The organism is Pedobacter sp. AC163 (assembly GCF_979258665.1).
Window position 1 is genome coordinate 1,210,075 of sequence record NZ_OZ409872.1, and the last position, 18,348, is coordinate 1,228,422.

An 18,348-nucleotide genomic window follows, 5' to 3' on the forward strand; every position below is an offset into this window, starting at 1 on the left:
TATTGCTGGAGTTATTCGGTTTTTAATCTTAACTGTTTGATTACCTCTTGAGGCTTTTGGAATTTGAAAGTGATTTTATCATCATCTTTCACTTTTTGTACGCCTTCAAGTAAAATCTTATCTCCTATTGATAATCCGCTGCCTATCACATATAAATCGGGCATTTCGCCGCTAATCGTGATGTTGCGTGAGTGTACCATATTGCGATTATCGACCACAAAAACATAAGTTTTATCCTGAATTTCATAAGTGGCTTTTTGAGGGATAACCAATGCCTTTTTCAGGGGAACAACCATTTGAATTTTTCCTGTTTCCCCGTTCCGAAGCAAATTATCAGCGTTGTTAAAACGGGCCCTGAAAGCAATGTTTCCGGTTTCATTGTTAAACTCACTTTCGATAACTTCTACTTTTCCTTTCGATTTTAATAGCTCATTATTCGCTAAAAGTAAACTCACTTCTTGCTGCGTTTTTGCTTTAGCAGCCGCCTGGTAATTTAAATATTCGGGTTCGGAAACATTGAAATAAGCAAACACCTGACTGTTATCAGACAGGCTGGTCAAGAGTGCGCCTTCATCTACAAGACTTCCCAACTTCAAGGGAATCCGATCGATGGTGCCATTAAACGGCGCCCTGATTTCGGTATTAGATAAATGATATTTCGCTAAAGAAGTTTCGGCATTTGCTTGTTGCAGTTTCGCTTTGGCCATGGCAAGCTCATTTTTCGAAACCACATTTTTATCAGAAAGCAATTTGGTATTTTCTACCTCTAATTCTGCTGCTTTGGTTTCGGCCTGGGCTTTCAAAACTTCTGCCTGTGCCATCCGAGGCATAATTTTAAATAAAACCTGCCCGGCATGTACCTGCTGCCCTTCATCAACATAAATATTTTGAAGATATCCCTTTTCCTGAGCACGTACTTCAATGTTGCGAACGGATTTAATTTGCGATACATATTCCTTCGTGAAGGAAGTATCGATGGTTACCGGAGAGGTTACGGCATAAGTAATTGCTTCTTCTTTTTCTTCCTTTTGCTGATTACAACCTGCTGCAGAGAGCAAAGCACACAGGCCAAAATACATGAAACTTCTGTTCATCTTTTAACTGAATTTTATCTGATTTAATTCTTTCAATAGAATTAGAAGTAGAAAATCGATATATTCAGCAATCATTACATTTACCAAATAAATCCGACTTCCCCTTAATTCCGATGCGAAATAAGGGTAGAATTATGAAATTATAATGAAGTTGATTTCATGACAGATCATTTCAGCATTTAGAAGATTACTGCTGATCAGTTTAATTTAAAAACATTTTTATCTTCATGCTGTTTAATCCTCAAATCGGAACAACCATTTATGATGAATAATATACCTCTAACTGTAAAGCGATCAATAGAATTACTGGGTTTAATGGCACTTGTAGCCGTTTTAGTAATTGGTCGCGATATTATTATGCCTATTCTGATGGCATTTTTTATCAGCATTATGCTGTTACCTATTTATCGGTTCCTAAAGAGAAAAAAAGTTCCGGAAACCTTTTCAATCATCCTACCCATTTTACTGGTTGCCATATTCGTGGCGCTTATTGTATGGTTTTTCTCCAACCAAATCGGAATACTGGTTAAAGATTTTCCTCAAATTAAAAATAACGTTACGCAGCATATTAATTCTTTAAGCGATTGGATTAGTAGAATTTCGCAATATGATGCTAAAGAACAAAAGGCCTTTATTCAGGATAAAAGTGATGACATGATGAATATGGGTACCTCGCTGGCAGGTGGTGCAGCGGTTACTTTGAGTGGCATTTTCGTGTTTATCGGCCTGTTACCCATCTACATTTATCTGATGCTTTTTTATAAAGATATTTTATTGCGTTTTATATTTATGTGGTTCAAGCCAGATCATCACCCAAAAGTGAAAGAGGCTATTTATGAAACCGAATCGATCATTAAAAGCTATTTAGTTGGTTTGTTAATCCAGGTGACCTATATGACGGTTTTACTGGGTGGAATTTTAATGCTAATTGGTATTGAACACGCACTGCTCATTGGAGTAGTTTTCGCGATATTAAACCTGATTCCTTATGTGGGTGCTTTAATTGGGAATGTGATCGGTGTATTGTTAACCTTGGCTTCTTCGCAAGAATTATGGCCTGTAATTACAGTATTGGGTGTTATCGCTGGGGTCCAGTTTTTAGATAATAATATCTTAATGCCACGAATTGTGGGTTCAAAAGTTAAAATTAATGCCTTATTCTCTATTCTTGGAGTATTTATTGGAGGTAGCGTTGCTGGAATCTCAGGGATGTTCTTAGCTTTACCAATTGTTGCGGTATTGAAAATTATTTTCGATCGTACAGAAATGTTTAAACAATGGGGTGTTTTATTGGGCGATGAACGTCCTGCCAGAAGCCCAATGACGTTTCCATCTTTCCGGAAAAAGAAACCCGTTCCGGTTAAAGGCGGCACAGAAAAAGAATAGTTAACAATTATTATAAATGAGAAAATTAAGTACAATCCTATGCGTGAGCACTATGATATTAGCCGCTTGCAGTTCTTCCAATCAACAGTCTGATCAGAAGAAAACAGACACCATGACTGTAAATGAAACAGCCAATACTCCGGCAGATGCGATAACCGGAAAAATGGCACTTTTATCGACATCAAAAATCGGTCAGCCGATTAATATAAAATTTACCGTTTACAACAATGCAGATACCGCTGCAAAATTCTGTAAATGGCATACCCCTTTCGAAAACCTGATAAGTAAATATGTTGATGTTACCATGGAAGATGGAACGGAGGCAGCTTATAAAGGTGCGATGGCCAAAAGGGTAATGCCACCTCCGGCTGATAGTTACATCACTTTGAAACCTGGTGATAGCACCAGTGTCGATTTCGACTTAAATAATGCTTTTACCATTGACAAAAGCGGTAAGTACACCGTTAAATATAATTCGGCTAATATCAGTGGGATAGTGATTAAAGACAGTTTACAACTCAACATTGTAAAATAATTTTAATTCGTTGTAATTAAAACCATTACTGTTAGTCCAATGTTATATTGATAAATTAAATCGAAAATAAAATGGGACTATTAAAAACAGCAATAATTGGTGCCGCAGTATATGCAGGCTTTAAATATGTGACGAAAAAAGATCCAATTACGGGTAAATCTATTGTAGACGACTTGAAAGATCAGGCACCTGAATGGGTAGAAAAAGCAAAAGGCTACAAACGTGAATTCGAAACACGTGCAGATTATGCTAAAGAAGATCTTGGAATCTAGTTATTAGTCATTAGTCATTAGGATGGAATACACAAAGCACCGCTGGTTTAACCAAGCGGTGCTTTTTTTTAAATCTTCTTTTTATTAGCAGGTTTCCGCTCCTCCAGATAGTAATGCCAAATCATCATTAGTCCGATGGTGCGAAAAGGTTTCCAGTCTGCTACCGCACTTAACAACTCATCTTTAGTTGTATCTTTTGGGAATTTCTTTAAACTTTTCAAAGCATTGACTGCAGCTAAATCACCCGTAGGAAAAACATCGGTATGGTGCAAAATGAAAATCAGGTAAATATCTACAGTCCAATCTCCGATACCTTTTACTTTTCTCAGTCGATCTCTAATTTCATGATCAGGAAGTTTTTCTAATTGTGAAAGATCTAACTGACCGCTGCCAATCTTTTCGGCAAGATCACGCACATAAACGGTCTTCTGCCGACTGGAATAACAAGCCTTCAATTCCTGGTCGTTGAGTGTAAGGAAATTCGCAGGAGTGATTGCTCCAATTTTAGCTTTAAGCTTTTGCATAGCCGCAAGCGCAGACGCCAAAGATACCTGCTGCTCTAAAATGATATGAACCAATGATTCAAAAGTGTTGTGCCTCGTCCAAAAGGGTGGATAACCATATTTTGCTAAAACGCTTGACAATTCCAGATCTTTGCTGGCCAGGTTGTCGCACAACTCATAAAAATTATGTTGATTAAAAGTTTCGAACATAAAGCAAATTACCGCAAAAGAATATCATACGCAAACCTCAATATCGTCCCGAAAACTACAATTAAGAAAAATATTCGTACAAATTTATTTCCTTTTAGCAACGCCAGCTTTGTGCCAAAATAAGCACCGCCCAAATTAAAAATAGCCATTGGTATGGCATATTGAAAGAGGATATGACCGGTAGAACTAAAATAGATTATTGCCGCCAAATTGGTTGCAATATTTACAATCTTGGCATGAGCACTGGCGCCAATAAAATCAAAACCTAAAACTGCAATAAAAACCAAAATCAAGAAAGAACCTGTGCCAGGGCCAATTAAACCATCATAAAAGCCAATAAGCAACCCAAAAATAGCTGCCATTAAAACCTGCTGTTTAACAGTATGGTTTTTCTCCTGATGGTTACCAAATTGTTTGTTAAAATAGGTATATAGTGCAACAAGAACCAGCACCACCAAAATAATGGGTTTAATGACTGAATTATCAATCCGGCTTACTAAAAAGGCCCCAAGCAATGCGGCAAAAAAAGCAGTGCTGGCACAGGCCGCCAATACTTTCAAATTAAATTTTACTTGTTTTGAATACTTGAAAGCTGCTAAAGTGGTGCCTGCGATCGATGGAATTTTAGTTGTTCCGAGTAATGTAGCTACGGGATAATGAGGTAAAATTAATAAGGTGGCAGGAGTTTGTAATAACCCACCGCCACCTACAATAGCATCTATAAAACCTGCTGCAAAAGCAACCAAGCAAAGCAATACCAGTTCATTAATCATTGATCAGGATTAAGGGATTTAAGGATTTTAAGATCATAATGCCCGTTGATTCTTCCACCTCAATTTCCAATTCCCTATTTTCTATTTCTTAATTTTATTCCCTATTTCCCATTCTCAATTCCCTGTTCTCAATTTCCTATTTCCTAGTTCCTATCCTACATTCTTTCCGGCGAAGTAATCCCTAAAATCAACATCCCTGAATGAATGATATCAGCTGTTTTCTTGCTTAAGTTCAAACGGAATTGTTTAGTTTCTCCTGCTTCGGTTTTAACAATTGGAGGCACTTCGTGATAAAATTTGTTAAACAACTTCGCCAATTCATATAAATAATTAGCCAAACTCGCCGGACTATAAGCTTTAGCAGCAATCTCAATTTCTGCCGGATATTTTGCCAACAAAAGAATCATTTCTAACTCCACAGGCAACATTTCTCCATCCTTCGGACTTGCTGACTTAGCCGTATATTCCGCTTTAGCAAGTAAAGATTTAATCCTCGCATGCGTGTACTGAATAAATGGACCCGTATTTCCCTGGAAATCGATACTTTCCGCAGGATTAAATAATAAGCGCTTTTTAGGTTCTACTTTTAGAAGGAAATATTTTAAGGCGCCTAAACCAATATTCTGATATAAAGATGCCTTATCTTCTTCACTGAAATCATTTGTTTTACCCAGTTCTTCGGTCTTTTCGCGAGCAGTGGTCACCATGCTTTCAATTAATTCATCAGCATCCACCACCGTTCCCTCACGACTTTTCATTTTACCGTTTGGTAAGTCGACCATACCATACGATAGGTGATAAAGTCCTTTAGCCCAGCTTTTACCTAATTTCTCCAAGATTAAAAATAACACCTTAAAGTGATAGTCTTGCTCATTACCAACCACATAAATCGACTCATCCATATTGAAATCGTCGTGTTTCATCTCTGCTGTTCCTAAATCCTGGGTAATGTAAACCGAAGTACCATCAGCACGTAAAACCAATTTCTGATCTAAACCATCAGCCGTTAAATCAATCCAAACTGAACCATCTTCTTTCTTGAAGAAAACACCTTTCGCCAGTCCTTCATCAACGGTATCTTTCCCTAAAAGATAGGTATTACTTTCGTAATAAAACTTGTCGAAATCTACACCAAGGTTTTTATAAGTTACGTTGAAGCCTGCATAAACCCACTCGTTCATGGTTTTCCAAAGTGTAACCACCGCCTCATCGCCTTGCTCCCATTTCAAAAGCATTTGTTGTGCTTCTTTAATCAATGGTGCATTTTTCTTCGCCTCTTCCTCGGTTTGTCCTTCTGCTTTTAAAGCTTCAATTTCTTTTTTGTATTCCTTATCGAAAATCACATAGTATTTTCCGACTAAATGATCGCCCTTTAAACCAGAACTTTCAGGCGTTTCTCCATCACCCCATTTTTGCCAGGCCAGCATTGATTTGCAAATGTGAATGCCGCGATCGTTAACCAGGTTAACTTTTACTACATCGTAACCATAGGCTTTTAGCAATTCGGAAACCGAATAACCCAATAAATTATTACGAACATGCCCCAGGTGAAGTGGCTTATTGGTATTTGGCGAAGAATATTCTACCATTACCTTTTTACCGTTGGATGGATAAACGCCGAAATCAGGTGCTAAGATTTCATCATTAAACTGATTTAAAAAGTAGCTTTCAGCGATGCTTAAATTCAAAAAACCCTTCACTACGTTAAATTTGGTTACGTTTTCTACGTTAGCCACCAGATATTCACCAATTTCGTTTGCAGTTTGCTCAGGCGATTTTTTAGATATCTTGGTAATCGGAAAAACAACTATGGTTACCTGGCCTTCAAATTCTTTGCGGGTTTCTTGTATATTGATCAGGCTTTCAGCAACTTCTTCCTTGTAAAGTTCAAGGATGGCTTTCTGCGCTTCGGAAATAATAAAATTCATGGCGTAAAAATAAGAAAAAAGTCCGAAGTCAGGAGGCGGAAGTCCGAAGTTCAAAAGCAGGTTAAATTTTAGTTTTTTGGAAAGGTGCTGTTGTGTTCATCGGTTTCTATGGCCTTGCTTTCCCTGGCCGTCCGGCAGGCGGGCGCTGTAGTCCCGATTGATTTCGATGAAAAATAGAAAATAGGGAGCTGCCGCTGCGATGAGGTTTTAGCTGTCAGACTTTTGCAAGAAACAAGCTTCGCTATCCAAGCTGCTACCAAATCTCTCCTCACCATTCTCATATCTAAATTTTTCTAATAGATTTGCAATAACTAACTTATTTATGAGCGAGCAAAATCCAAATTTTAAAGTGAGCGTAAACACCGAAATCGGCAGATTGCGTAAGTTGTTAATTCATAGTCCAGATAGCGGATTGGGGAAAGTGGTTCCATCAAAAGCGCAAGATTGGCTTTTTGAAGATATTGTCCACCTCGATACTATCCGAAAGGGCGAATATGATTATTACATTAAACTCCTGATGTATTTCTTAGATCCTGAAAAAATTAAAGGAAAGCTTGCTCTAATAGATTCGGAAGAAGGAAACAGAAATTTTTACAAACCCAATCATCCCGATTTTCACAACTCAAATTCAGTAATAGAAATTCAAAATCTATTAAGTGAAATGTTGGAAAACGAATCTATCCGCAAAAAATTAGTGGCTGCTGTTTGTGCCATTGAAGGTTGTACTTACAAGGTGCAAATGCAATTGACGAATACTGATCCGAAGGAATTGGCGGAGATTTTTATTTCCGGAACTTTGGCCAACGATACGATGATCTTTGCGCCTATTCCGAATTTGATTTTCACTCGAGATGTGGGTACAACGATCAATAACCACATTTTATTAAACAAACCGGCAAAAAAAGCCCGCGTTCGCGAAACGCTTCTGATGCGTTATATTTTCTTCAACCATCCATTATTTGCCGACTATCAAAATAAGGTGCTCGAGATTCCTGATGTTACCATGCATTTCCTGCGCCCAGGCGATGAACCGGCTTTTAGCACTACCCTGGAGGGTGGCGATGTGATGATGGTAAGTGAAAACCATGTGTTGATCGGTTGCAGCGAGCGTACCTCTGAGCATGGCGCAAACGAGGCGATAAAATTGTTGTTTGATAATGATGTGGTAGAAAAAGTAACGGTGGTGAAAATCCCGAGCAAACGCGATTACATGCACTTAGACACCGTTTTTACGCAAGTTAAACGCAATACCTGGGTTATCCTGAACTCTATTGCCCATTCACCTAAATACAATCCATACGAACCGATAAATTTTTTAAAGGAGCCCGAAAAATTGGAAGCCACAACTGCAATTCAATTTACAAAGGGAAATCCGCAAGAACCAAAACATTTTGAACACGTAGAGGCTTTGTTGAATGATATTAGTCAGAACGATTTAAAGAGCAGTGAGCCAACCAAAATCATTTACAGCGGAAATAACCAATTCCCATACGATTCCAGAGAGCAATGGACGGATTCCTGTAACTTGCTGGCAATAAAAGAAGGTGTTGTTTTGGGTTACGATAGAAACGATAAAACTGTAGAAGCATTTAAAGCAGCTGGTTTTGATGTAGTTGATGTGAAAGATTTAATTCAGGATTTGGAAAGTGGCAAAGTAAATGCAGAAACCATCACCGATACTTTAATTTTAATGCCATCAGCAGAGCTTTCTCGTGCCCGTGGAGGTTTCCACTGTATGAGTTTACCGATATTGAGAGACCGTTTAAGTTGAAAGTAAAAAGTTTAAAGTAAAAACACTACGTCGAGAATTTTTAAACTTTTAACTTTACAATTTAACTCCTATGCAGACAACCAATCACCTCCTAATGATTCGCCCGGTTGATTTTAAATTCAATGAGCAAACTGCGGGCAATAATAAATTTCAGGTAGCCTCAACTGAAAGTGATATACAAAGCCAGGCTTTAAAAGAGTTTGATGGTTTTGTAGATCTGTTGAGAAAAAACGATGTTGATGTTACCGTTGTAGATGATACTTTACAACCTGAAACACCAGATTCTATCTTCCCTAATAATTGGGTTTCTTTTCATGATGATGGTACGATTTATCTTTACCCCATGTTTTCTGAAAACCGAAGATTAGAGCGCAGAAAAGAAATATTGGATGGATTGACAGAAAAATTTGAGGTAAATAATGTGAACGATTTAAGTTTCTACGAAACTGCGAATATTTTTCTTGAGGGTACAGGCAGCATGGTTTTGGATCGTGCTAACAAAATTGCGTACGCTTGCCTAAGCATTCGTACAGAAGTAGAAGCATTTAACAATTTCTGTCAGTTGGCTGGGTACAAATCAGTTATATTTAACGCTCTTGATTCGAGCGGATTTCCAATATACCATACCAACGTGATGATGTGCATCGGAGATTGTTTCGCTGTTATTTGCTTTGATTCAATTGCAAATTTGTATGAACGCGATTTTGTCCGCAAAGTACTTAAACTAACTAATAAGGAAATTATTAACATTAGTTATGATCAAATGAATCACTTTGCTGGAAACATGTTACAGGTATCTAACGCACAAGGCGAAAGTCTGTTGGTAATGTCAGAGCAGGCCTATTTATCATTAACAAAGGATCAAATCAGTGCCTTAGAAAAATATTCACGAATTATTTATGCACCGATTTATACCATTGAAAAAAACGGTGGCGGCAGCGCAAGGTGTATGTTAGCAGAAATTCATTTACCGGAGAAATCACAATAGGTTTTCGCTTAATTTATTTCCCGCTCACCTCCACGTCATTGCGAGGCACGAAGCAATCATAATGCGACAAAAGGCAAACTTGTTGTTATAAGATTGCTTCGTTCCTCGCAATGACGACCGCCTTAAACTATAGCTTATTTTCGCATGATTATCTCCCGCTGATTACGGAGATTTACGCAGATCACTGTATTATCTGCGTAAATCATTTTAATCTGCGGGCTAATCTCACCTCCACATCATTGCGAGGTACGAAGCAATCCTAATGCGACAGAAAGGCAAAACTATAGTTATAAGATTGCTTCGTACCTCGCAATGACGACCGCCTTAAACTAAAATTAATTTTCGCTTAATTCATTTCCCGCTCACCTCCACGTCATTGCGAGGCACGAAGCAATCCCAATGCGACAGAAAGGCAAACCATAGTTGTAAGATTGCTTCGTACCTCGCAATGACGACCGCCTTAAACTATAATTAATTTTCGCTTAATTTATTTCCCGTTGATTACGGAGATTTACGCAGATCGCTGTATTATCTGCGTAAATTATTTAAATCTGCGGGCTAATCTCTAACCTACACGTCATTGCGAGGTACGAAGCAATCCCAATGCGACAGAAAGACAAAACTTTAGTTGTAAGATTGCTTCGTACCTCGCAATGACGACCGCATTTAAAACGCTATCAGCTGGTGTCTTCACCAGCCGAGATACAATGCAGTTCATACCACAATTAATTACAGATAGTTTTAGTACTTTCGCCGAAAATTTATAATCAATATGTCTTTAGCACAAGAATTACAAACCCGCTCGGGAAACAAATGCGAACTTTGCACATCAGAGAATAGTCTAAGTGTTTATGAAGTTCCTCCAATGAGCAATGCCAATAGCGATAACAGCATTTTAGTTTGTAAAACCTGTCTAAATCAAATTGAAAAAACAGAACAGTTAGATGCCAACCATTGGAAAATACTCACAGAAACCATGTGGTCAGAATTTGCACCTGTGCAAGTGGTGGCCTGGAGAATGCTAAGCAGATTGAGAAATGAAGGTTGGGCATCAGATAGTTTGGATATCTTATACCTGGAAGATGAGACGTTGGAGTGGGCAAAAAAAACAGGCGATCATGAAATGGATGGAGCTGTCGAATTTCATCAGGATAGCAATGGAACTCGGTTATATGAAGGCGATACTGTTGTCCTGGTTAAAACTTTGGATGTTAAAGGCTCGACTTTAAGTGCAAAATTAGGCACAGTTGTGAAGAACATTCGTTTGGTTCATGATAATACTGAACAAATTGAAGGGAAAGTTGAAGGCCAAACCATTGTGATTTTGACTAAATACTTAAGAAAAGGCTAGTCAATCGTCATCAAATTACAATGATGAGTTCGCTATAAACTCAAGAATGTATTTGTACAAATCATTGCCCCCAAATATCATCTGACTAATCATTGGAACGTGGCTTTTGCCTTTAATTTCCTTCATTTCTACAGAAACTTTGTTGGCTTTTAATTTTTGGGAAAGTCTCGGCGTTTGAATCTTTATGGCATTATAAGTTGTTCCGCCGTATAGAAGCAAATGTGGGTTTTTGATATTATTCACGTAGTTTAAGGGAGACGCCAACTTCCAAGCCGCGGGTTTATCGGTAAATGTTCTCAAAAAATCGAAATAATAATCATCCTTTTCCGCTTCGGTTAAATATTCAAAAATATCGAGTCCAAAGGGATCATTCAAAACCACGCCCTTAATAGGATTTTTGATTCCAGCATGTTGAAAATATTGTGGATCTGAATTAATCAGTTCGCCTAAGTGGGCACCAGCAGAATGGCCCATTACAAAGATATTCTCTTCACTCGCGGAATATTGCGATATATTTTGCTTCACCCATTTCACAGCCAAAGCACAGTCATTAGCCATTTTTTGATATTGCGCTTCAGGTGCTAAAGGATAATTAATAATGACCGTAACCACTCCTTTTCTAGCGAAATTTCTACCAAGCCACCAATACGTTTCCTTTTTTCCACTGCTCCAAGATCCGCCATGTATGAAGATTAAAACAGGCTTATTTTTAACACTATCATTTTTATAAAAGATATTTAGCGTGTTATTTTCTTCGGCATTGCCAGCATAATTTATGTTTTTGGCTGTTTTTATTTGTGCTGAAGCTATAAGGGCTTGAAACAAGAACATTAGTAAAAGGAAGTATTTTGTCATGCCGAAAATGATCTAACGATTCAATGGTGAATAAACGAAATTGTTGTTCATACAGATTTATTCTCGATAAAAAAGGGAATAAGGAAATGGGGAATAGATTAGGTTTTCAAGTCGAGTTGTGCGCTATTTTGGAGCCATTAACTATTTCCTATTAGCCATTTGCTATTTCTTATTCACTATTTCCTATTCCCTTTGCTCCCATTCCCTACGCACCCATCCGCGATTAAGCCTTAATCAATGGATTTTTCTCTTTCGCAAATAAATCAAAAACCTTTTTATCTACAAAAGCCGGGAACAACTTGTTCATCCAAACCGCTAACTTACCTTGACCAGTCATTACTAGTGTTCGTTTGCGTTTTTCAATTCCATCAGCAATTATGCTTGCTACTTCTTCAGAAGTCATCATTTTGCCTTCATCCATGCTCGTTTCACCATGTGCGGCTCCATCTTTTGATAAGGCGGTTACACGAATATTGGAAGCTGTAAATCCCGGGCAGGCCACTAAAACATTTACACCGGTTTTTAAAAGTTCGGTACGCAAAGATTCCATGAAGCCATTCATAGCAAATTTTGATGCCGAATAACCTGTTCTTCCCGGTAAACCGCGATAGCCTGCTATTGATGAGATGCCAACAACGGTTCCTTTCGCTTTCAAGATCTCTGGCAAGGCGTATTTTGTACAATAAACCGTACCCCAAAAATTAACATCCATTAAATTTTTCAGTACCGATAAATCTAAATCATTAAATAAGGCACGCATAGATAAGCCTGCATTGTTCACCAAAATATCTATCCTTTGGAAAGAAACCAACGTTTGTTTGATAATTAGTTCGCAATCGGCTTCTTTACTTACATCCGCCTGAACGGCAACCGCTCTAATGCCATATTTTTTTTCTAGCTCTGCTGTGATTTCGCATAGCGTAACATATTGGCGGGCAGCTAAAACCAGGTTTGCGCCACGTTTAGCAAATTCTTCAGCACAAGCCCTTCCAATTCCGCTCGATGCGCCTGTAATGATGATTACTTTATCTTTTAGGTTCATATTAGTATCTAGTAAAGGAAATCAAGACTTGACCCCTTCTAATTCATTTTAAAATAATGGGTTGCCTCGGCCACTTTATCGGTGTTGACGATATCTGCACCCAATTCGCGAAGCATTTTCCAAGAAGTTTCATTGTCTGGAGCGCCCCAAAAGCGAAAAGGTAATCCTAATTTATGAGCATTATCAATCGATAATTTCAATTTCGCTTTGTCTATTTCTGAAATCTCTCCTTCCCCTTTCCACTTCGAATATTTCGCAAAATTATCGCTGATCATTACGATTTTCTGCAAATCTGCGGCAGAGTAGTTAAAATTTGGCAATCCATCAAAGTATAAATTGGCCCAGTCGAAATTAGTTTCCGGACGATTACCAGTGATGACCACAACTGAATTTCTTCCCTGCCTGCCGAAATCTTTTTGATATTTTTTTAGCGTCTTGATTAAAGCTTTGGAAGTTAAATTCCAGTCATCTTTAATATCAATTACCAGATGGATCGTGTAATAATCTTTCGTTTTGGAAAACCTGGAAAGCGGCTTGAGATATAAATTTTCTAAAGTATTACCAGCTCTTATTTCTTTCTTGCTATGCGCCACCATTAATGAATCGCCTATCAAGAATACATCAGCTTCAATTGAGAACGCTTTATTTTCAATGGCCTCAAAAAAAGGACGTTTGTGCGTGTAATCATTATGAGAATGGATTTTAACTTGTGCGATAACAGCAAAATTGAATCCGATGGCTACCAATAAAATAATAAACTGTTTTGCCATTATTTCATCATTGCAGTTTCATAAGGCACACGGGTAATAATCGATCGGCCTAAGGTAATCTCATCTGTATATTCTAATTCTCCGCCAAAAGCAATGCCTCTGGCAATTGTAGTTACAGGGACGTTAAAATCCTTTAATCTTTTGTAAAGATAAAAAAGTGTCGTATCGCCTTCCATGTTCGGACTCAGTGCCAATATCACTTCCTTAATATCACCAGCTGAAACTCTTTGCACTAAACCATCAATGTATAAGTCTGTTGGTCCGATACCATCCATAGGAGAAATTAAACCGCCCAAAACATGGTAAACACCGAAATATTGCCCGGTATTTTCAATTGCCATCACATCCCTGGTGTCTTCTACAACACAAATCGTTTCCTTATCACGCTTGTGCGAAGTACAAATTTCGCAAATCGTATGATCGGAAATGTTATAGCAAATGCTGCAGTTTTTAATTTCCTGCTTAAGCTTAATTAATGTGTTTCCAAACTGGTTAACCTCCTCCTGTTCCTTATTTAAAAGGTGCAAAACCAATCTCAACGCCGTCTTTTGCCCAACACCCGGTAATTTCGAAAATTCGTTTACCGCATCTTCAAGCAGTTTGGATGAAAAATTCATGCACAAAAATATACAAAATGGTTGATAAAAAATGTTGTCAAAAGCAAGACAAATTTATTTTTTTGGAAAGCAATACCCGTAGTTCTTAGGCTCCATCAGTCCTGCCATTTGCTGCAATCTTTTGGTAAACATTGTCATTCTGAGGAACGAAGAATCTGTTTCATCGGTGGCAGATGCTTCGTACCTCAGCATGACCGCATATCCAAGGTTGCTGCAACCAAAAGGATTTCCGCTCCTGTCAGGTTTGAAATAGTAAGGTAAACCGAAGTAATTTAAACCCGGCCGAAGTGGGCACGAAACCCGATTTTTTCGGGTGAGTAAAGCGAAGGACGGGACTAATTAGCCGATGAAAACTGAAACCTGATTTCCAAATCAAAATATTGATTATAAAAATCGTTTTCTTTACATTTAACACCTTAAAACAAAACTATGTCGCCAACCATCCTACTGTGCTTTTTAATTGGTTATTTTTTAGTACTGATTGTTATTTCTTTCGTCACCTCCAAAGATTCATCTGATAATAATTCCTTTTTTGTTGCCAACAGAAACTCGAAATGGTACTTGGTTGCCTTTGGAATGATTGGAACAGCACTTTCTGGAGTAACATTTATTTCAGTACCTGGCGAAGTTGGTGCACCTGCAGGAAATCAGTTCCAATATTTTCAGTTCGTTTTGGGTAACGCAGTCGGATTCATTATCATTTGTACGGTACTTTTGCCACTCTATTACCGAATGAACCTGACCTCAATTTACAGTTATATTGAGCAACGTTTAGGTCATTACAGCTACAAAACAGCAGCTTCTATATTTCTTTTAAGCCGTACACTGGGTTCGGCAACACGGTTGTATCTGGTGGTAATTGTTTTACAGCGCTTCATTTTCGATAATTACGGCGTTCCATTTTGGTTAACAGTGTTAATTTCATTGGCCCTAATATGGTCTTACACGTTTAAAGGCGGTTTAAAAACTATCATTATTACAGATACTTTGCAAACGTTTTTCTTAGTATTATCTGTTTTTTTAACCATTTATTTTATTTGCAGCAGCTTAAATTTAAGCATTCCGCAAGCATTTGAAACGATAAAAGACAGCAGTTATTCGAAAATATTTTTCTGGGATGATTTCCTAACCAATAAGTGGTATTTCAGCAAACAGTTTATCGGAGGTATTTTCGTAACCATCGCCATGACGGGTTTAGATCAGGATTTAATGCAGAAAAACTTAAGCATGGGCACCATAAAAGAAGCGCAAAAAAACATGTTCACTTTTACAGGTGTGTTTGTAATTTTAAATGTTTTCTTCTTAAGCGTGGGTGCTTTATTGTATATCTTCGCCGCTAAAAATGGCATTGAGATTCCTCTTGACCATATTACGGGGAAACCTCGTACCGATTTGTTATTCCCTGAAATTGCATTGAACAACCTGGGCGCAGTACCTGCCATTATATTTATGTTAGGCTTAACCGCAGCTACTTTTGCCACCACCGATTCGGCACTGACTGCTTTAACTACCTCGTTTTGTGTAGACTTTTTAGGGATGGCAAAAGCCGAAAATGTAAACGCTAAAGATGCTGTAAAAAAACGCCACACTGTTCACGTGGCTTTTTCAATTTTAATGTTTCTGGTTATTATCGTAATCAATGCACTAAATAGTTCATCAGTAGTCAGTTTAATTTTCACTATTGCCTCCTACACTTACGGGCCACTTTTGGGCCTTTACAGTTTTGGTTTGTTTGTAAAAAAACGTGGCTTGCACGATAAATTAGTACCAATAGTTTGCATTTTATCCCCTTTTTTATGTTACTTGCTTTCAAGCTATTCAAAAGAAATTTTAGGAGGCTATGTTTTTAGTGTTGAACTGATTTTAATTAACGGTTTAATCACATTTATCGGCTTGCTTTTAATCAGCAAAAAAACTGATGCGCAAACCAAATTTTAATATTAGAATACAGTATATATGACGAGTGAAGAAAAAATTAGAAGCGCTTTTGAAAATAAAGATTGGCAGGAAATAAAGGTAACCGACTCCTGGCAAATTTTTAAAATAATGGCCGAGTTTGTAGATGGTTTTGAGAAATTGGCTAAAATTGGTCCTTGTGTTACCATTTACGGATCTGCCCGTACTGCAGAAACGAACAGATATTATCAGCTTGCCGAACAATGTGGTAAATTACTTACCGATCGCGGTTATGGGGTAATTACCGGCGGTGGTCCAGGGATTATGGAAGCTGGTAACAAAGGTGCACATACAAACGGCGGAAAATCTGTAGGTTTAAATATTGAGTTGCCGTTTGAGCAATTCCACAATAAATATATCGACCACAATAAGTTATTGGAATTCGATTATTTCTTTGTCCGTAAAGTAATGTTTATGAAGTACAGTCAGGGTTTTGTGGTTTTACCTGGCGGTTTTGGCACCATGGATGAGCTTTTCGAAGCATTAACGCTGATTCAAACGGGTAAAATAGCCCGCTTCCCAATCGTATTGTTGGGTAAAGATTACTGGAGCGGATTAATCGACTGGATTAAAGGAACAATGCTGCAGAAGGAACACAACATACACGAGGAAGATTTAAATTTATTCCGCCTTGTTGATACTGCTGAAGAAGCTGCCGAACACATTTTTAGGTTCTATGATAAGTATGTGCTTAAACCGAATTTTTAATCAGAATCAAAGGATTATTGACCAGAATTGAAGGGATATAAGATTCCCAAGATTTTGGACGTTAAAAAATTAAACCAGAATTACAAGATTTTACTTTGGGGTTTTATTTAGTGAATTAATCATTCAAAATTCAGTAATTATAAAAAGTGCTTGTTCTGCAGGCACTTTTTTTATGTTTAACATTTTGGTGTAACAACTTAGAATAACTTTAATCTAAATCGAAACATATTTCAAATGGCCAAGTTTATTGATTGGAAAAGCAATTGGTTTAACTCAAATTTCGAATTGTTTATTGAAGGAGTACAAAAAGGTGCAATTACATTTAGCACCTGGAAAAGTGATGCAGAAGCTACATTAGAAAACGAAAGCTATTTTTTCAAAAGTGTGGGATTTTGGAAGCCAAAAACAAATATAATTGACCAGAAAACGAATAAGGTTTTTGGGGTGATTACTTACGGTAATTGGAAATTCGAAGCAACAATTAATATGGAATCTGGAGCCGAATATGCCTGGAAACCGACCAGTTTTTGGAAATCGCAATGGTTGTTATCCAATAATAACAATACAAACATCATGTACAGTGCTGGTAAAAGAATGGGTTCGATAACAGCTGACACTGACAATAAATTGTTAATCGTTGCAGGATTATTTATTAAACAAATTTACAATAGAAGAGCGGCAGCAGCTGTTTGATAAATCGTTAATAGTAAGTTAGGATATAGGAAATTATAGCACCCTGTGGAAATGGAAAGGATATTAAATTGGAGAAAAGGGTTATTTGATAGTAATTATCAAGTATTTGAGGGTACTTACCTAAAATTTTCGATCAATTTTAGTTCATTAAAAAATTCGGCAATTGCCACCACTCAAAAAGGGATTTATTTATTGAGAAGTGATGGCTATAGCAATCCCGAAACCAAAATTTTAAATAGTAATCACGAGCTTCTAGCAACCATTAGATACGATTGGCTTGCATTTAAGGCGAGAGTAACGTTTGCAAATGGCGACAATTTTGATTGGAGTTATCAAAACAGCTGGTTAAGCAGGTGGTCGCTAAATAACCATACAGATACACAAATTATTTATAATTCATCTACCAGCAATGGCTTAATTCACGGCAATACCGACGATGACATGCTTTTTTTTATCGGCTTATTTATTCGAGAATATTATTCCAGAATTCTTTATGCGATGGTTTTAATCGTGCTTTTCATGTCTTTTATCCGTAATGTTTTCTACTAAAATTTCTTTGATTCTCTCTGTCGGGCGGGCAATCACGGCCTTATCTCCCGAAACTATAATCGGTCTTTCTATGAGAACAGGATTTTTCACCATGGCATCAATCCATTCTAAATCGGTTAAGTTTTTACCCTTATAATTTTCGATGTAGATTTTCTCTGTCTTACGAATCAATTCAAATGGCTTAATACCAAGTTTTTTGACTAGTTCAATTAATTGCGCCTTGTTTGGTGGAGTTTCCAGATAATAGATTACTTCAAAATCTCTATTACTATTTTCCAGTTCCCGTAAAGCCTGGCGGCTTTTGGTGCATCTGTTATTATGATAAATCTGAATCATTCTTACTCGAA

At 37.6% G+C, this 18,348-nt stretch carries 19 protein-coding genes; 10 read left to right on the forward strand and 9 right to left on the reverse strand.

Going from position 1 to position 18,348, the window contains the following annotated elements:
• Nucleotides 1-11: 11 nt before the first annotated feature.
• On the reverse strand, nt 12-1,094 hold the full coding sequence (locus ACZZZK_RS04930) for an efflux RND transporter periplasmic adaptor subunit (protein WP_463483165.1): 1,083 nt from the start codon (nt 1,092-1,094) through the stop codon (nt 12-14).
• A gap of 261 nt (nt 1,095-1,355) precedes the next feature.
• Here ACZZZK_RS04930 and ACZZZK_RS04935 point away from each other — a divergent pair, with 261 nt between their 5' ends.
• The 3 genes from ACZZZK_RS04935 to ACZZZK_RS04945 all read left to right on the forward strand — a co-directional run bounded on the left by ACZZZK_RS04935 (nt 1,356) and on the right by ACZZZK_RS04945 (nt 3,287).
• Entirely contained in the window at nt 1,356-2,480 is a 1,125-nt protein-coding gene (locus tag ACZZZK_RS04935; protein WP_463483166.1) for an AI-2E family transporter, read from the forward strand.
• A gap of 16 nt (nt 2,481-2,496) precedes the next feature.
• Nucleotides 2,497-3,015 (forward strand): protease, encoded by a 519-nt coding sequence (locus ACZZZK_RS04940; protein ID WP_463483167.1) that lies wholly within the window; start codon nt 2,497-2,499, stop codon nt 3,013-3,015.
• Between the two features lie 71 nt (nt 3,016-3,086).
• Nucleotides 3,087-3,287: a hypothetical protein gene (locus ACZZZK_RS04945; RefSeq protein WP_056849847.1), complete on the forward strand. Its 201-nt coding sequence runs from the start codon at nt 3,087-3,089 to the stop codon at nt 3,285-3,287.
• A gap of 68 nt (nt 3,288-3,355) precedes the next feature.
• Here the strand turns inward: ACZZZK_RS04945 and ACZZZK_RS04950 are convergent, their stop codons facing one another.
• The 3 genes from ACZZZK_RS04950 to argS form a co-directional block, all read right to left on the reverse strand.
• Entirely contained in the window at nt 3,356-4,000 is a 645-nt protein-coding gene (locus ACZZZK_RS04950) for a DNA-3-methyladenine glycosylase family protein (RefSeq protein WP_463483168.1), read from the reverse strand.
• Between the two features lie 8 nt (nt 4,001-4,008).
• Nucleotides 4,009-4,773 carry a sulfite exporter TauE/SafE family protein gene (locus ACZZZK_RS04955; protein WP_463483169.1) on the reverse strand — a complete coding sequence of 255 codons (765 nt, stop codon included), beginning with the start codon at nt 4,771-4,773 and terminating at the stop codon, nt 4,009-4,011.
• Between the two features lie 155 nt (nt 4,774-4,928).
• On the reverse strand, nt 4,929-6,701 hold the full coding sequence (gene argS / locus ACZZZK_RS04960; protein WP_463483170.1) for an arginine--tRNA ligase: 1,773 nt from the start codon (nt 6,699-6,701) through the stop codon (nt 4,929-4,931).
• 322 nt (nt 6,702-7,023) lie between these two features.
• On the opposite strand from argS, the gene ACZZZK_RS04965 reads away from it, so the two are divergent.
• The 3 genes from ACZZZK_RS04965 (at nt 7,024) to ACZZZK_RS04975 (ending at nt 10,811) form a co-directional block, all read left to right on the forward strand.
• Entirely contained in the window at nt 7,024-8,472 is a 1,449-nt protein-coding gene (locus tag ACZZZK_RS04965) for an arginine deiminase family protein (protein ID WP_463483171.1), read from the forward strand.
• A gap of 70 nt (nt 8,473-8,542) precedes the next feature.
• A complete protein-coding gene (gene ctlX / locus ACZZZK_RS04970; RefSeq protein ID WP_463483172.1) occupies nt 8,543-9,460 on the forward strand; it encodes a citrulline utilization hydrolase CtlX in 918 nt (305 codons plus the stop codon).
• Between the two features lie 772 nt (nt 9,461-10,232).
• The gene (locus ACZZZK_RS04975) at nt 10,233-10,811 is read left to right on the forward strand and encodes a PhnA domain-containing protein (RefSeq protein ID WP_463483173.1); all 579 of its coding nucleotides are present in this window, start codon (nt 10,233-10,235) and stop codon (nt 10,809-10,811) included.
• 15 nt (nt 10,812-10,826) lie between these two features.
• Here the strand turns inward: ACZZZK_RS04975 and ACZZZK_RS04980 are convergent, their stop codons facing one another.
• The 4 genes from ACZZZK_RS04980 to recR all read right to left on the reverse strand — a co-directional run bounded on the left by ACZZZK_RS04980 (nt 10,827) and on the right by recR (nt 14,095).
• The gene (locus ACZZZK_RS04980; RefSeq protein ID WP_463483174.1) at nt 10,827-11,666 is read right to left on the reverse strand and encodes an alpha/beta hydrolase; all 840 of its coding nucleotides are present in this window, start codon (nt 11,664-11,666) and stop codon (nt 10,827-10,829) included.
• A gap of 223 nt (nt 11,667-11,889) precedes the next feature.
• Nucleotides 11,890-12,708 (reverse strand): SDR family oxidoreductase, encoded by an 819-nt coding sequence (locus ACZZZK_RS04985; RefSeq protein ID WP_463483175.1) that lies wholly within the window; start codon nt 12,706-12,708, stop codon nt 11,890-11,892.
• Between the two features lie 38 nt (nt 12,709-12,746).
• The gene (locus ACZZZK_RS04990) at nt 12,747-13,478 is read right to left on the reverse strand and encodes a phosphatidylinositol-specific phospholipase C/glycerophosphodiester phosphodiesterase family protein (RefSeq protein WP_463483176.1); all 732 of its coding nucleotides are present in this window, start codon (nt 13,476-13,478) and stop codon (nt 12,747-12,749) included.
• Nucleotides 13,478-14,095 carry a recombination mediator RecR gene (gene recR / locus ACZZZK_RS04995; RefSeq protein ID WP_265802055.1) on the reverse strand — a complete coding sequence of 206 codons (618 nt, stop codon included), beginning with the start codon at nt 14,093-14,095 and terminating at the stop codon, nt 13,478-13,480. The genes ACZZZK_RS04990 and recR overlap by 1 nt, the downstream gene beginning before the upstream one ends.
• Before the next feature lie 429 nt (nt 14,096-14,524).
• Here recR and ACZZZK_RS05000 point away from each other — a divergent pair, with 429 nt between their 5' ends.
• From ACZZZK_RS05000 to ACZZZK_RS05015, 4 genes are all read left to right on the forward strand, one after another.
• Nucleotides 14,525-16,033 carry a sodium:solute symporter gene (locus ACZZZK_RS05000; RefSeq protein ID WP_463483177.1) on the forward strand — a complete coding sequence of 503 codons (1,509 nt, stop codon included), beginning with the start codon at nt 14,525-14,527 and terminating at the stop codon, nt 16,031-16,033.
• Nucleotides 16,034-16,051: 18 nt separating this feature from the next.
• Nucleotides 16,052-16,759, forward strand: a complete 708-nt coding sequence (locus ACZZZK_RS05005) for an LOG family protein (protein WP_029289075.1) — start codon at nt 16,052-16,054, stop codon at nt 16,757-16,759.
• Between the two features lie 234 nt (nt 16,760-16,993).
• On the forward strand, nt 16,994-17,452 hold the full coding sequence (locus ACZZZK_RS05010) for a hypothetical protein (RefSeq protein ID WP_463483178.1): 459 nt from the start codon (nt 16,994-16,996) through the stop codon (nt 17,450-17,452).
• A gap of 51 nt (nt 17,453-17,503) precedes the next feature.
• Nucleotides 17,504-18,001: a hypothetical protein gene (locus ACZZZK_RS05015; RefSeq protein ID WP_463483179.1), complete on the forward strand. Its 498-nt coding sequence runs from the start codon at nt 17,504-17,506 to the stop codon at nt 17,999-18,001.
• Here the strand turns inward: ACZZZK_RS05015 and arsC are convergent.
• Complete coding sequence (arsC, locus tag ACZZZK_RS05020; RefSeq protein ID WP_463483180.1) at nt 17,957-18,337, reverse strand: arsenate reductase (glutaredoxin); 381 nt, start codon at nt 18,335-18,337, stop codon at nt 17,957-17,959. The two genes, ACZZZK_RS05015 and arsC, sit on opposite strands and share 45 nt — an antisense overlap.
• Nucleotides 18,338-18,348: the final 11 nt, after the last annotated feature.

Bases quoted from the DNA above. Each gene is read 5' to 3' on its own strand.
- ACZZZK_RS04945 (WP_056849847.1), top strand. From the start codon at position 3,087: ATGGGACTATTAAAAACAGCAATAATTGGTGCCGCAGTATATGCAGGC.
- ACZZZK_RS04955 (WP_463483169.1), bottom strand. From the start codon at position 4,773: ATGATTAATGAACTGGTATTGCTTTGCTTGGTTGCTTTTGCAGCAGGT.
- argS (WP_463483170.1), bottom strand. From the start codon at position 6,701: ATGAATTTTATTATTTCCGAAGCGCAGAAAGCCATCCTTGAACTTTAC.
- arsC (WP_463483180.1), bottom strand. From the start codon at position 18,337: ATGATTCAGATTTATCATAATAACAGATGCACCAAAAGCCGCCAGGCT.
- ACZZZK_RS05005 (WP_029289075.1), top strand. From the start codon at position 16,052: ATGACGAGTGAAGAAAAAATTAGAAGCGCTTTTGAAAATAAAGATTGG.
- recR (WP_265802055.1), bottom strand. From the start codon at position 14,095: ATGAATTTTTCATCCAAACTGCTTGAAGATGCGGTAAACGAATTTTCG.
- ACZZZK_RS05010 (WP_463483178.1), top strand. From the start codon at position 16,994: ATGGCCAAGTTTATTGATTGGAAAAGCAATTGGTTTAACTCAAATTTC.
- ACZZZK_RS04935 (WP_463483166.1), top strand. From the start codon at position 1,356: ATGATGAATAATATACCTCTAACTGTAAAGCGATCAATAGAATTACTG.
- ACZZZK_RS04965 (WP_463483171.1), top strand. From the start codon at position 7,024: ATGAGCGAGCAAAATCCAAATTTTAAAGTGAGCGTAAACACCGAAATC.
- ACZZZK_RS05015 (WP_463483179.1), top strand. From the start codon at position 17,504: ATGGAAAGGATATTAAATTGGAGAAAAGGGTTATTTGATAGTAATTAT.
- ACZZZK_RS04950 (WP_463483168.1), bottom strand. From the start codon at position 4,000: ATGTTCGAAACTTTTAATCAACATAATTTTTATGAGTTGTGCGACAAC.
- ACZZZK_RS04985 (WP_463483175.1), bottom strand. From the start codon at position 12,708: ATGAACCTAAAAGATAAAGTAATCATCATTACAGGCGCATCGAGCGGA.
- ACZZZK_RS04980 (WP_463483174.1), bottom strand. From the start codon at position 11,666: ATGACAAAATACTTCCTTTTACTAATGTTCTTGTTTCAAGCCCTTATA.
- ctlX (WP_463483172.1), top strand. From the start codon at position 8,543: ATGCAGACAACCAATCACCTCCTAATGATTCGCCCGGTTGATTTTAAA.
- ACZZZK_RS04940 (WP_463483167.1), top strand. From the start codon at position 2,497: ATGAGAAAATTAAGTACAATCCTATGCGTGAGCACTATGATATTAGCC.
- ACZZZK_RS04990 (WP_463483176.1), bottom strand. From the start codon at position 13,478: ATGGCAAAACAGTTTATTATTTTATTGGTAGCCATCGGATTCAATTTT.
- ACZZZK_RS04975 (WP_463483173.1), top strand. From the start codon at position 10,233: ATGTCTTTAGCACAAGAATTACAAACCCGCTCGGGAAACAAATGCGAA.
- ACZZZK_RS05000 (WP_463483177.1), top strand. From the start codon at position 14,525: ATGTCGCCAACCATCCTACTGTGCTTTTTAATTGGTTATTTTTTAGTA.
- ACZZZK_RS04930 (WP_463483165.1), bottom strand. From the start codon at position 1,094: ATGAACAGAAGTTTCATGTATTTTGGCCTGTGTGCTTTGCTCTCTGCA.